The organism is Micromonospora sp. NPDC085948, assembly GCF_040686315.1.
GTDB lineage: Bacteria > Actinomycetota > Actinomycetes > Mycobacteriales > Micromonosporaceae > Micromonospora.
In genome coordinates, this window is record NZ_JBFBJW010000004.1 from 190239 (window position 1) to 203552 (window position 13314).

The 13314-nt window shown below is 70.5% G+C and carries 11 protein-coding genes; 8 read left to right on the forward strand and 3 right to left on the reverse strand.

The genetic code is table 11. The annotated features are described in order from the left end of the window. The first annotated feature begins 12 nt into the window (after positions 1–12). On the forward strand, positions 13–1092 hold the full coding sequence (locus tag AB0O48_RS13350) for an inositol-3-phosphate synthase (protein WP_357242939.1): 1080 nt from the start codon (positions 13–15) through the stop codon (positions 1090–1092). A 92-nt stretch (positions 1093–1184) separates the two neighbouring features. Here the strand turns inward: AB0O48_RS13350 and AB0O48_RS13355 are convergent, their stop codons facing one another. Both AB0O48_RS13355 and AB0O48_RS13360 read right to left on the reverse strand, forming a co-directional pair. Further along, positions 1185–2126: a hypothetical protein gene (locus tag AB0O48_RS13355; RefSeq protein WP_357242942.1), complete on the reverse strand. Its 942-nt coding sequence runs from the start codon at positions 2124–2126 to the stop codon at positions 1185–1187. A gap of 118 nt (positions 2127–2244) precedes the next feature. Then, positions 2245–2724: a methylated-DNA--[protein]-cysteine S-methyltransferase gene (locus tag AB0O48_RS13360; protein WP_357242945.1), complete on the reverse strand. Its 480-nt coding sequence runs from the start codon at positions 2722–2724 to the stop codon at positions 2245–2247. Positions 2725–2803: 79 nt separating this feature from the next. Between AB0O48_RS13360 and AB0O48_RS13365 the strand changes: the two genes are divergently transcribed. Next, positions 2804–3325, forward strand: coding sequence for a hypothetical protein (locus tag AB0O48_RS13365; RefSeq protein WP_357244051.1), 522 nt, complete (start codon positions 2804–2806; stop codon positions 3323–3325). 28 nt (positions 3326–3353) lie between these two features. Then, complete coding sequence (locus AB0O48_RS13370; protein ID WP_357242948.1) at positions 3354–4889, forward strand: SPFH domain-containing protein; 1536 nt, start codon at positions 3354–3356, stop codon at positions 4887–4889. Positions 4890–5057: 168 nt separating this feature from the next. Here the strand turns inward: AB0O48_RS13370 and AB0O48_RS13375 are convergent, their stop codons facing one another. After that, positions 5058–6518 (reverse strand): CCA tRNA nucleotidyltransferase, encoded by a 1461-nt coding sequence (locus AB0O48_RS13375; protein ID WP_357242951.1) that lies wholly within the window; start codon positions 6516–6518, stop codon positions 5058–5060. A gap of 127 nt (positions 6519–6645) precedes the next feature. Between AB0O48_RS13375 and murJ the strand changes: the two genes are divergently transcribed. The 5 genes from murJ (at position 6646) to trxB (ending at position 13310) form a co-directional block, all read left to right on the forward strand. Continuing rightward, positions 6646–8385, forward strand: coding sequence for a murein biosynthesis integral membrane protein MurJ (gene murJ, locus AB0O48_RS13380; protein ID WP_365065429.1), 1740 nt, complete (start codon positions 6646–6648; stop codon positions 8383–8385). 444 nt (positions 8386–8829) lie between these two features. Then, positions 8830–10437, forward strand: a complete 1608-nt coding sequence (locus tag AB0O48_RS13385) for a protein kinase family protein (RefSeq protein ID WP_365065432.1) — start codon at positions 8830–8832, stop codon at positions 10435–10437. 43 nt (positions 10438–10480) lie between these two features. Further along, positions 10481–11197 (forward strand): RNA polymerase sigma factor SigM, encoded by a 717-nt coding sequence (sigM, locus tag AB0O48_RS13390; protein WP_365065887.1) that lies wholly within the window; start codon positions 10481–10483, stop codon positions 11195–11197. Beyond that, the gene (locus tag AB0O48_RS13395) at positions 11194–12177 is read left to right on the forward strand and encodes a hypothetical protein (RefSeq protein WP_365065435.1); all 984 of its coding nucleotides are present in this window, start codon (positions 11194–11196) and stop codon (positions 12175–12177) included. Before sigM ends, AB0O48_RS13395 begins: the two co-directional genes overlap by 4 nt. A gap of 182 nt (positions 12178–12359) precedes the next feature. Continuing rightward, on the forward strand, positions 12360–13310 hold the full coding sequence (gene trxB, locus AB0O48_RS13400; protein WP_357242963.1) for a thioredoxin-disulfide reductase: 951 nt from the start codon (positions 12360–12362) through the stop codon (positions 13308–13310). Positions 13311–13314: the final 4 nt, after the last annotated feature.

Here is a 13314-nt window from a genome sequence, read left to right on the forward strand (position 1 = left end):
GAGGCAGACGCTATGGGCTCCGTCCGCGTCGCCATCGTCGGTGTGGGTAACTGCGCCTCGTCCCTGGTTCAGGGCGTCGAGTACTACCGGAACGCCAACCCGAACGACCGCGTCCCGGGTCTCATGCACGTCGCCTTCGGCGACTACCACGTCAACGCCGTCGAGTTCGTCGCGGCATTCGACGTGGACGCCAAGAAGGTGGGCATGGACCTCGCGGAGGCGATCGTCGCCAGCGAGAACAACACCATCAAGCTCTGCGACGTGCCGCCGACCGGCATCACCGTCCAGCGCGGTCCGACCTTCGACGGTCTGGGCCAGTACTACCGCGAGATCGTCGAGGAGTCCGACGCCACCCCCGTCGACGTGGCGCAGGCGCTGCGCGACGCGCAGGTCGACGTCGTCGTCTGCTACCTCCCGGTCGGCTCCGAGCAGGCCGCCAAGTTCTACGCCCAGGCCGCGATCGACGCCGGCTGCGCGTTCGTCAACGCCCTGCCGGTCTTCATCGCCTCCGACCCGGAGTGGGCCCAGAAGTTCACCGACGCGGGCCTGCCGATCGTCGGCGACGACATCAAGAGCCAGGTCGGTGCCACCATCGTGCACCGCGCGCTGGCGAAGCTCTTCGAGGACCGCGGTGTCGAGCTGCTGCGCACGTACCAGCTCAACTTCGGCGGCAACATGGACTTCATGAACATGCTGGAGCGCAAGCGGCTGGTCTCGAAGAAGATCTCGAAGACCCAGTCGGTCACCTCGCAGATCCCGCACGAGATGAGCAAGAGCGACGTGCACATCGGCCCGTCGGACCACGTGCCGTGGCTGGACGACCGCAAGTGGGCGTACATCCGCCTGGAGGGCCGCTCGTTCGGTGACACCCCGCTGAACGCCGAGCTCAAGCTCGAGGTGTGGGACTCTCCGAACTCGGCCGGCGTCATCATCGACGCGGTCCGGGCCGCGAAGATCGCGCTGGACCGGAAGATCGGCGGCCCGATCCTGTCGGCCTCGTCGTACTTCATGAAGTCCCCGCCCGTGCAGTACGCCGACCACGACGCCCACCAGGCCGTCGAGGAGTTCATCGCCGGCGAGGTCGAGCGCTGACCCGCTGAGCGGCAAGTACGGCCGAGGGCCGGGTCCGTCGGGACCCGGCCCTCGCCGCGTTCGATGCCTCGCTTCGCGGTACGGCGGTCGAGCTACGCCCCGCTCGGCCTGTTCTTCATGGCCCGGGCCATCCGCTTCGCCTTGCGATCGGCCAGCGACTCGGCGCTGCGCCCCGTCGCGTTGACGGAGTACGGCAGGAAGTCCGTCTCGACCCAGCCGTAACCGACCACGAACGCCGTGACGTCGAGGACGACGTGTGTGGTCTGGAGCGCGTAGATGGAGATGGCGTCGGCGTCGTACCCGATGCCCGACATGAACGCGTTCGAGTAGACCCCGTTGGCCTCGTGGTTGAGCGACGCGAAGCTCGGCGGACGCGGGGTGCCGTACGGGAAGATCTGCAGGAAGCCCGGGCCGGCCGCGGACGTCGCGGTGACGATGCCGAAGAGCGCGTCACCGGCATGCACGAAGTCATCCAGCGCGACGTGAATCGTCTGACCGCCCCGCAGGCGGCCGGCCGAATCCAGGGTGGTCGCCGAGGCATTCGTGATCCGGCCGCGCCGACCCGCCTCACGGGTGTCGATGACCCGCTGCGGCACGACTGGCACGATCTGGTTCGAGTTGCCGGTGGTGAACACGTAGTCCGGGATGGAGATGTCGCCGTCCCGGAAGGAAATCACCTGGAAGTTGCCGCGCCGGTCCACGCCCATGGAGCCGACCGGCGCTTGTTCACTCAGAAAGTCACCGCTGGGGGTCAGCACGAGCGGCGGGCCGGCCAACTCGAATTCGCCGCTCGCCGCGAGGTTCGTGTTCTCCAACCGCAGGGTCGGTCCGACCGCCGGGTTGACCAGCGCGGTGGTGCCACCGCCGTTGACGACGTTGTTGGCAGCCTGGATCACCGGCTGACCCGGGTCGGCCTGAGCCTGGCCGGCGACTGCCGCACCGACCACCGTGGTGCCGGCGACGCCGGCGGCCACGGTGCCCGCGCGGCGCAGCAACTGCCGCCGGCCGACGGTCTTGTCCTGGTTTTCGGTCATGGGTACCCCCGCGAAAGTGGAAATGACGCCCGATCATGACCGTTCCGGTGACGTACCGACATCGACCGGTCGGCCGATAGTCAGGATCTGGCCCGCGACACCGTGGCCGGTCGGCCGATCAGGACCAGGCGTGACGCAGGGCGACCACGGCCTCCAGCTCCAACAGTTTGACCTTGCGCGGCAGGCCCCCACCGAACCCGACCAGCTTGCCGCCCGCGCCGACGATCCGGTGACACGGCACGATCACCGGCACCGGGTTGCGGTTGCAAGCCACACCCACCGCCCGGGCCGCCCCGGGATCGCCGACCCGCCGCGCCACCTCGCCGTAGGTAAGCGTCTCGCCGTACGGGATGCGCGTCATCTCCCGCCACACGGCCCGCTCGAAGTCCGAGCCGCGCGGCGTCGACACCGGAACGGTGAACGCGGTCAGCTCACCGGCGAAGTAGGCCCGCAGCTCGGCGACGACCTGCCGGGACAGCAGGTCGTCGGGTTCCTCGGTGGCTGCCTCGACCCGGCCGAAATGGGTGCCGCAGACGCTCGTGTCATCGGTGGCGACGGAGAACTCACCGATCGGTGAGTCGAGCACGGTCCAACGCATCGCCCCATTCTCCCCGACCCGGACGACACCGGGCGGACCCGTCGCCCGGCGGCGGCCCGCGTTGCGTGACGTCGATACCGTGCAGGTCGTGGCAACGGGGACGCTCATCTTTCTGATCATCGGCGGGGCGGGCATCGGGGTGCTCGCGCTCGCGCTGCTCGGCACCGAGCTGTTCCAGTTCGGGCACGCCGACGTGGACGGTCCGATCTCGCTCGAAACGGTTGCCGGCTTCGCCGGGGCGTTCGGGTTCGGCGGGGCCATCGTCAACGAACTGCTCGGTGCGCGTACCCCCGGCATGGTCGTCGGTGCGGCGGCCGGCGGCGTGCTCGCGGCCGTGCCCACCGCGTGGTTGGCGTCCCGACTGAGCCGGGCGGCGCGGAACATGCACACCGACCCCACCCCCACCCGCGACGACCTGGTCGGCGCGCTCGGCCTGGTCGTGACCCCGGTGCCGGCGCAGGGCTACGGCGAGGTCCGGGTACGCCTCGCCGGCCAACCGGTGAAGCTCAGCGCCCGCGCGGACCAGCCGATACCGATCGGCGCCCAGGTCTTCGTCGTGCAGGCGCTCAGCGAGACCAGCGTGCACGTCGAGACCTACTGATCTCCTCCTCGTAGACGGGACTCCTCATATGGCCCTGCTCATCGCCATCGGCGGCGCGGTTCTCCTCGCGCTCATCCTGGTGCTCTTCGTGCTCTCCCGGATCAAGGTGGCCGGGCCGAACGAGGCGTTCATCGTGACCGGCCGCAAGGGTCGCACCACGCAGACCGCCGACGGCGGCCGGTCGACCGACAACTCCGGGCAGAAGGTCGTGCTGGGCGCCTCGGTCTTCGTGCTGCCGGTGGTGCAGAAGCTTCAGTCCCTCGACCTGTCCAGCCGCCGGATCGACGTCGGCATCCGGGGCGCGGTCAGCAAGCAGGGCATCCGCGCCGACCTGCACGGGGTGGCGATCGTCAAGGTCGGCGGGACCGAGGACGCGATCCGGGCCGCCGCCCAGCGGTTCCTGCACCAACAGGACGAGATCGACAACTTCACCCGGGAGGTGCTGGCCGGCGCGCTGCGTTCGATCGTCGGCCGGCTCACCGTCGAGGAGGTCATCCGGGACCGGGCGGCGTTCGCCAGCGCGGTCGCCGAGGAGGCCGAGCACTCGATGACCAACCAGGGTCTCGTGCTGGACACCTTCCAGCTCCAGGACATCCTCGCCGAGGGCTCCTACCTGCAGGACCTGGGCCGGCCGGAGGCCGCCCGGGTGCTCAAGGACGCGGCCATCGCCGAGGCGCGCGCCCGCCAGCAGGCGGAGCAGGAACGCCTGCTCGCCGAGGAGGCCATCGCGGAGGCCAACCGGAACCTGTCCCTGAAGCAGGCCGGCATCCAGGCCGAGATCGACGCGGCGAAGGCGAAGTCCGCCGCCGCCGGGCCGCTCGCCCAGGCGGAACGGGATCAGGCGATCCTCTCCGAGCAGCAGAAGGTCGCCGAGCGCAACGCCGAACTCAAGCAGCGCCAACTGGACACCGAGGTGCGCAAGCCCGCCGATGCGGCCCGGTACAAGGTGGAGCAGGAGGCCGAGGCGTCCCGCGCGGCGGCGGTGCTGCACGCCGACGCGCAGCGGCAGTCGGTCATCGCGGCCGCGCAGGCCTCCGCCGAACAGGCGCGGCTCACCGGTGAGGGCGAGCGGGCCCGGCGTGCCGCGCTCGCCGAGGCGAACGCGATCGAGGGCGCCAAGGAGGGTGAGGCCGAGCAGCGCCGCCGTTCCGCGATCGCCGAGGCGGTGGAGCGGGAGGGTCAGGCCGAGGCAGCGGCCATCCTGGCCAGGGGTGAGGCCGAGGCGGACGCGATGGCGCGCAAGGCCGAGGCGTTCGCCGCGTACGGGGAGGCGGCGGTGTTGGACCTGCTGGTCAAGGTGCTGCCGCAGGTGGTGGAGGCGGCCAGCGCGCCGATCGGGGCGATCGACAAGATGACTGTCATCTCGACCGACGGCGCGTCGTCGCTGACGAAGTCGGTGGCTGGCAACGTGGCCCAGGGGCTCCAGCTCGGCAGTGACCTGACCGGGATCGACCTGGCCGGCCTGCTGGGCCGGCTCGGTGCGGCGTCGACCCCGGCCGGCAACGGCACGTCCGCCGGCAAGGGCACCGTCTCCGTCGACGGGACTGCCGTCGAGAGCCGCTGACGACGAACGCCGACGGCGCCGCTTCCGGTTCGGGAGGGGCGCCGTCGGCGTACGCCGGGATGATCGACTCGGTCTCCTGGAAGTCGGGCCATCCGAAAGTGCCGGGATGCCGCGACTTCTCCTAAACCGAGTCGATCATGGCGCGGGTCGCGACGCGACCCGGCGGGGTTAGGTGATCAGGCCCTCCGCGCGGGCCCAGCGCAGCAACTCGGCCTCGGCGGCGTCGCGGTCCAGCGGGCCGTGCTCGAGGCGCTGCTCCTTGAGGTGCTTCCACGCCCGCCCGACGACCGGCCCGGGCGGTACGCCGAGCAACTCCATGATCGCGTTGCCGTCCAGGTCGGGGCGGACCCGGGCCAGGTCCTCCTCGGCCTCGATCCGGGCGATCCGCTCCTCCAGCGCGTCGTAGTCCGCCGCGAGCTGGGCGGCCTTGCGCCGGTTACGGGTCGTGCAGTCCGAGCGGGTCAACTTGTGCAACCGGGGCAGCAGGTCACCGGCATCGGCGACGTAGCGACGCACCGCCGAGTCGGTCCACTCGCCCCGCCCGTACCCGTAGAAGCGCAGGTGCAGCGCGACGAGGGCGGTCACCTTCGCGGTGACGTCCTTCGGGTACCGCATCGCCTTCATCCGGGCCTTGGTCAGCCGGGCGCCGACCACCTCGTGGTGGTGGAAGCTGACCCGACCGTCGGACCCGACCGCCTTCGTCGCCGGCTTGCCCGCATCGTGCAGGAGGGCGGCCATCCGCAGGATGAAGTCGCAGCCCTCCTCCTCGTAGGAGACCGCGTTCTCGACGACCGTCAGGGTGTGCTCGTAGACGTCCTTGTGTTGCGCGTGCTCGTCGATCTCCAGCTTCAGGCCGGTCAGCTCCGGCAGGAACCGCTCGGCGAGGCCGGTGTCGACAAGCAGCCGCAGACCGGTGATCGGGTCGGTGCCGCAGAGCAGCTTGGTGAACTCGTCCCGGATCCGCTCGGCGGTGATCCGGTCCAGGTCGGCGGCCATCTCACTCATCGCCAGGTGCACGTCCGGGTGCACGGCGAAGCGCAACTGGGCGGCGAACCGGGCGGCCCGCAGCATCCGCAACGGGTCGTCGCCGAACGACTCACCCGGGGTGCTCGGAGTCCGGATCACCTTGGCCGAGATGTCCTCCAGGCCACCGTGTGGGTCGGTGAACCGGTGCTCCGGCAGGCTGACCGCCATCGCGTTGATCGTGAAGTCGCGCCGCTTGAGGTCCTCGTCGAGGCTGGTGCCGTACACCACCACCGGATTGCGACTGACCTGGTCGTACGACTCGGCCCGGAAGGTGGTGACCTCCAGCCGGAGGCCGTCGCGCTGCGCGCCGATGGTGCCGAACTCGCGACCGGTCTCCCAGATCGACTCGGCCCAGCCCTTGAGGATCCGCAGCGTCTCGTCGGGATGCGCGTCGGTGCAGAAGTCGAGGTCGTCACCGAGTCGGCCGAGCAGGGCGTCCCGCACCGAACCGCCCACCAGGTGCAACTCGTGACCGGCGCGGACGAACCGGCGGCCCAACTCGTCGGCGACCGGAGAGACCCGGAGCAGTTCGGCGACGGCGTTGCGCTGCGCGGCGGTGAGTTCGCGGCGGTCGGCGGCGTGGGGAGCGGAGGCGTCGGACATGGGATCGCCAGCTTATCGGGCCGGGGTGTGATCCGATCCGCCGGGCGCGGGGTAACGGGTGGGGGTTGACTATGGTCTGTGGCGTGCGGGTCGGTGTCCGGCTCGACGTACCCCTGGGAGGCTGGAGATGAGCGGCGGGCTCTACCGCAGCGCCAACGCCACGCCGGACGGTAACGTGCCGCCGGCTGACGGGGCGATCTTCATCTCCGCGGAGCCGCTGAACCAGCCCGGGGTGGAGGCCACGGCGCCCCCGCCCGAGGTCGTCGGCGAAACCAGCGCCGCCGCGAACAGCGCGGTCATGGCGATCGGCAGCCTGGTGAGCCGGGGCACCGGGTTCATCCGGAACCTGATGATCGGTGCCGCCCTCGGCAACCTGATCGGCAACGCCTACACGACAGCCATCTTCCTCCCCAACCAGGTGTACGAGTTCCTGCTCGGCGGGGTGCTGACCAGCGTGCTGATCCCGGTGCTGGTCCGTCGACGCAAGAGCGACGCGGACCGGGGCGAGGCGTACGCCCAACGGCTGCTCAGCCTCGCGGTGCTGGCGCTGGCCGCGGCAGCCCTGATCGCCGTGGTGTCGGCGCCGGTGCTGACCACCATCTACGCCAGCGGCAAGGACGAGGCCTACACGAAGCTGATCACGCACCTGTCGTGGCTGATCCTGCCGATGCTGTTCTTCACCGGCGTCAGCGCGTTGATCGCCGCGGTCCTGAACACCCGGGGGCACTTCGCCGCGCCGATGTGGGCGCCGATCCTCAACAACCTCGTGGTGATCGGCGTCTTCGGTCTCTACATCCTGGTCTACGGGGCGAAGGGACTACAGCCGTCGGAGATGGGCCTCGGCCGGATTCTGCTGGTGGGTGGCGGCACCCTGCTCGGCGTGGCGGTGCAGACCGCCGGCCTGCTGCCGGCACTGCGCAAGGTCGGCTTCCGCTGGAAGTGGCGGTTCGACTTCCGCGAGCTGGGGCTGCGCGAGCTGGCCAAGCTCGGCGCCTGGATGTTCTGCTACGTGGCCGTCAACCAGCTCGGCCTCTTCGTGGTGGTCAACCTCCTCACCCGTGCCGCGGGCACGGACCAGGCCGGCATCCTGATCTACAACAACGTCTTCCTGTTGCTGATGATGGCGCACGGCATCATCGCCGTCTCGATCATCACCGCGCTGATGCCCCGGATGGCCGCCGCGGCAGCGGACGGACGGTTCCACGACGTCACCGCCGACCTCTCGCGGGGTGTCCGGATGGTGACAGCGGTGCTCGCGCCGATCGCGGTCTGCTACGCCGTGCTGTCCACCCCGATCTCGGTCGTGGTCTTCCGGTACGGCGCGTTCACCGCCGAAAACGCGACGGCGACGTCCACCGTTCTGCTGGCCGCCGCGCTCGCCCTGGTGCCGTTCGCGATCAGTCAGCTCTTCACCTTCGCCTTCTACGCGCTGCCGGACACCCGCACCCCAGCCCTGATCAACATCCCGGTGGTGGCGCTGCGGGTGGGCGTACAGATCGTGCTGTTCGCCGCGTTCGCCGCGCACTTCGCGGCCGCCGGCATGATGATCGGCAACGCGGTCTCGTACGTGGCGGCGGCGGTCGCCTCCGCCTGGTTGCTGCGGCCCCGGGTCGGCCGGATCGGGCTGGGCGCCATCATGCGCACCCTCGGCCGGGTCGTGGTCGCCGCCCTCGGCGCGGCACTTGTCGGATGGTTGGTGATCAGCCTGCTGCCCGGCGGCGACCGGCCAAGTTGGATCGAGGCGGCGATCCAACTCGTCATCGGCGGCGCGGTGGTCGGCGGCAGCTACCTGGGCCTGGCCATGCTGCTGCGGATCGGCGAGATCACCGAGGTGGTCGGCATGGTCCGCCGCCGCCTTGGTCGCTGACCGACAGTGATCGATTACAAAAGTTTGCGAACACACGGAATGTGACCACGGATCACCAGGCTGGGGACACAGCTGTGGATAACTCCGCGATTCGCCGGTCAACCACCGCATCAGCCTGTGGATAACCAACCGTACGGCTGAGGGTGGCCAGCCAATCGGCGGGAACAGGCACGGTGGCGGGAGCGCCACACCAGTCCAGCCCCGGCGTCGGTTACTTGCGGTGAAGCCGTAGATTAGCTAGTACATGTGCCAGCAACGTGGCTGACAACGGTCGTAACCGGACGAGTTCTTCGACTGCCGGAAGCCCGTCGGGTACGGCGGGAAGATGACATGTCGGGGAGACGGGCAACCCGGGTAAGGTCGCTCTCGACGGGTACGGCAGGGGCCGACGCTGCGCGTCGACACCGGTCGGCCGGTTCCTTCAACGGCAGAGCGGGAAGCCACATGCCCAGCAGTGCGGGTCCATCGATCGACACGATCACCGAGGGAGGACGGGTGACCCAGGTCGGCGAGGGTCAGGAGGCGGACGAAAGCGCTCCTCCGGTCATGACCTTCGGTGCTCCCACGGCCGGTGAAGTCCTCGCCGAGCGATACGAGCTGGTTGAGCACATCAACAACGACAGCGCGGGTCGGCTGGTCTGGCGCGGGGTCGACGTCATCCTGCGCCGTCCCGTCGCGGTGGTGCTGCGCTACCCGGGTGGCGACTCCGCCACCGAGATGCTCCAGGCCGCCGTCGCGGCGAGCCGGGTCATCCACCCCAACCTGGTCGGCGTCTACGACGCGATCGACGAGGCCGAGCGGGCGTACGTGGTGCGCGAGTGGGTCGACGGGCAGTCCCTGCGCGACCTGGCGGCCGACGGCCCCCTGGACCCGGCCCGCGCCACCGCGATCGGCAACGCCGTCGCGAGCGCCCTCGCCGCCGTGCACGCCACCGGCATGGTCCACGGCAACGTCCACCCCGGCACCGTCATGATCAGCGACGAGGGCCGCGTGGTCCTGGCCGACGCACGCACCGATGGCGCAGACAGCCAGGAGAACGACATCCGGGCGGTCGGCGGCATCCTCTACTTCGCCCTCACCGGCTCGTGGCCGCACGCCGAGGCACCGCTGCACGGCGCCACCGCCGGTCACGGCCGGGCCGCCATTCCGGACGCCGTTCGGGACGCCGGTGGTGGCATCGCGGCACCACGTCAGGTCCGGGCGGGCGTGCCCGCGTACCTGGACGACCTGACCATGGATCTGCTCGACGCCGAGATCGCGCCGCCGTCCTCCGATGTGCTCGCCGCCGAGTTGGCCCGACTGGACGTGCCGGCCGAGGAGGAGCACTACCTCGACAACAGCGGCCCGCTGCGGTTCGCCGGCGAGACCGGAGAAGAGCCGTCGCCGTTGGCCGCGGCCGGCGGTCGTAAGGTCGCCATCGGCATCGCCGGCCTGCTGGCGGTGGCCCTGGTCGGTCTGCTGATCGGGATCAGCACGCTCGGCGACAAGGAGCCGCAGGCGGGCCAGAGCCCCGTTCCGTCGTCGAGCGCCCCGGCCAACGAGACCACTCCGGCCGCCGTCGCGGTTCGCAAGCTCCCTGTGAAGGATGTTCGGATCATCGACCCGGACAGCCAGGTGCGCGACGAGCTGGACGGCGCCAAACAGGTGACCGACGGCGACCCGGACAAGGTTTGGGGCACCGACACGTACACGACCGCCAAGTTCGGCAACAAGAAGCAGGGCATGGGGGTCTGGCTGGACCTCGGCGCGCCGCACACGGTCAAGTCGGTGCAGGCCGTCCTCTCGGCCCGCGGCGCGTCCGCCCAGCTCCTCACCGGCACCATCAACCCGCCGTCGACCTCCGACGGCGACAAGCAACTGATCACCAACTACAAGACCGAGAAGACCACCATCGGGCAGCCCTTCCAGGACCACGACGGCACCACGATGGCGTTCGACGGCTTCGACGCCGACGCGAAATACCAGTACCTGCTGTTCTGGATCACCGAGTTGCCGGCCAGTGAGCGGGGCTTCCAGGTCGACGTCCAGGAGATCACGGTCCAGGGGTCGTGATCCTGGCAGCTCCGTCGTGGCACCGCATCCGCAGGACGTGGTGATGGACGGGCGCGCCGACGCTTCGGATCTGGAGCTGCTGCGCGCCCACGTCGACGGCGACCGGCAGGCCTTCGCCGAGCTGTTCCACAGGCACCGCGACCGGCTCTGGGCGGTCGCCCTCCGTACGCTCGGCGATCGTGAAGAGGCCGCCGACGCACTCCAGGACGCGCTGCTCAACGCGCACCGGGCCGCCGCCCGCTTCCGTGGTGACTCCGCCGTCACCACCTGGTTGCACCGGATCGTGGTGAACGCCTGCCTGGATCGGATCCGTCGCCGGCAGGCGCACCCGACCGTGCCGCTGCCGGACGGCAACCGCGCGGGGGACGGCTCGGGCACCGGCGGTATCGAGCCGGTCGCGCCCGCACCGGACCACGACACCGCGCTCGTGGTCCGCGAGGCGCTTGCCGCGCTGCCCCTCGAGCAACGTGCCGCGCTGGTGCTGGTGGACGTGCAGGGCTACCCGGTCGCCGAGGTCGCCCGCATCCTCGGTGTCGCCGAGGGGACGGTGAAGAGCAGGTGCGCCCGGGGGCGGGCGCGGCTGGCCGTGCTGCTCGGGCATCTTCGGCCCGCCGGCACCTTGCCGCCGTCGGCCCGCCCGGACCCACCCGGCCCGACCGGGGAGGTGCCGGGCGTCACGCCGGGGAACCCGGGCCCGGCCGAGGGCGTCGGATCGGGGTCGGGTCGATTCCGGCGGGACGCCAACCAGGAGGACACGTGACGACCGAGGGGTTCCGGGAGGTCGACGACGACCTCCTCGCTGACTACCTCGGCGGGGCGTTGGACGGCACCCCGCAGCAGGAGGAAGTCGCCCGGCTGGTGTCCACGGACCCGGCCTGGGCCGAGGCGTACGCCCTGCTGGCACCCGCGCTCGCGGAGGTCCGCGCGGACCTGGACCGCTGGGCCGAGCCGTCGCCGCGGATGCCGCAGGCGATCTTCGACCGTCTCGCCACCGCGCTTGTCGACGCGGGGCCGCTGGTGGAAGACACCACGACCGACGAGGCTGCCGACGTCGACCGCCCTACGACATCGCCTGTCGTACCGGTGCAGGGCGGGTCCGGTCGATGGGCAGCCATCCCCGCACCGGTCCGTTCTGGTCGCCGGGCATCCACCGGCCCAGGTCGTCGGACCGGTTGGCTCCGCCGTGGTGCGCCGGTGGCTGCCGCCGCGATCGCCGTCGTCGCGCTCGCGCTGGGCCTCAACCAGCTGTCGATGCGCGCGGGCGACGACTCCGGCACCAGCGCCCTGGAAGAACCGGTCCGCGCGCCCGCGGACGCCGCGGCGGCCCGCACCATCGGCCCGACACTGCGCAGCGGTACGGACTACACCCCGCAGACCCTCGGCAACGCGCCGAACGTCGACCGGCAGACCACACCCGGCCGGACGAGCGGTGCCGCCCCCGGCTCCCAGCCGGGCGTGGCCACCGAGCAGGAGCGACGCTCGTCGCCCGACGGGCTGGACCAGTTGGCCCGGCTGACCACCGAGGCGGCACTGAGCACCTGCCTGGCCGAGGTGGCGGCGGAGCACGGATCCGCTCCACTGGCGGTCGAAGTGATCGACTACGCGCGTTTCCAGGGCGAGCAGACGCTGATCATCCGTTTCACCGACGCGACCGGGGCCCGCTGGGCCTGGGTGAGCGGCCCGGAGTGCGGAGTGCCGGGGTCCGGCGCGGACAGCCGGTATTCGGCGCGGGTAGGGTGAATCCACGGTCATCGGCACGATGACCACCCACGTGACCTGACCCACCAGATGCCCGTCTCGGGAATCCCCGCTTCGTACGATGACGTTCTGGAAGTCAGCTGTCGACCCCACCCAGGCGTCGGCAACTCGGATCAGCATCGGTGCGCTCACCGGCGCTGAACACACACACTCGGGAGACGGCAGTGGACGAGGTCCGCAACCTGATCATCATCGGCTCCGGGCCGGCCGGCTACACCGCGGCGGTCTACGCCGCACGCGCCAACCTGAAGCCCCTGATCATCGAGGGCGTGCAGTCCGGTGGTGCCCTGATGACCACCACCGAGGTGGAAAACTTCCCCGGCTTCGCCGACGGCATCCTCGGCCCCGAGCTGATGGACAACATGCGCAAGCAGGCCGAGCGGTTCGGTGCCGAGTTCCTCACCGACGACGTGACCCGGGTCGAGCTGGTGGACACCGGCGACGCCGGTTCCGGCGCGGTGAGCACCGTGTGGGTCGGCGAGACCGCCTACCGGGCCCGATCCATCATCCTCTCCACCGGTTCGGCCTGGCGTCCGCTGGGCGTGCCCGGTGAGCAGGAGTTCCTCGGCCACGGCGTCTCCTCCTGCGCCACCTGCGACGGTTTCTTCTTCCGCAACCAGCACATCGTGGTCGTCGGCGGCGGCGACTCGGCGATGGAGGAGGCCAGCTTCCTCACCCGCTTCGCCGAGTCGGTCACCATCATCCACCGCCGCGACTCGTTCCGGGCCAGCAAGATCATGGCCGAGCGGGCGTTGAGCAACGAGAAGATCAAGGTCGAGTGGAACAGCGCCGTCGAGGAGATCCTGGGCGACGACGGCAAGGTCACCGGCGTACGGGTCCGCAACGTGCACACCGGTGACACCAAGGTGTTGGACGTGACAGGTGTGTTCGTGGCCATCGGTCACGACCCCCGCAGCGAGCTCTTCCGTGGTCAGGTCGACATGGACGACGAGGGCTACGTGAAGGTCCAAGCCCCCGGCACCCGCACCAACGTCCCCGGCGTCTTCGCCGCCGGTGACCTGGTCGACCACACCTACCGTCAGGCGATCACCGCGGCCGGCACCGGCTGTGCCGCCGCGCTCGACGCCGAACGGTTCATCGCGACGCTCAGCTGAACCA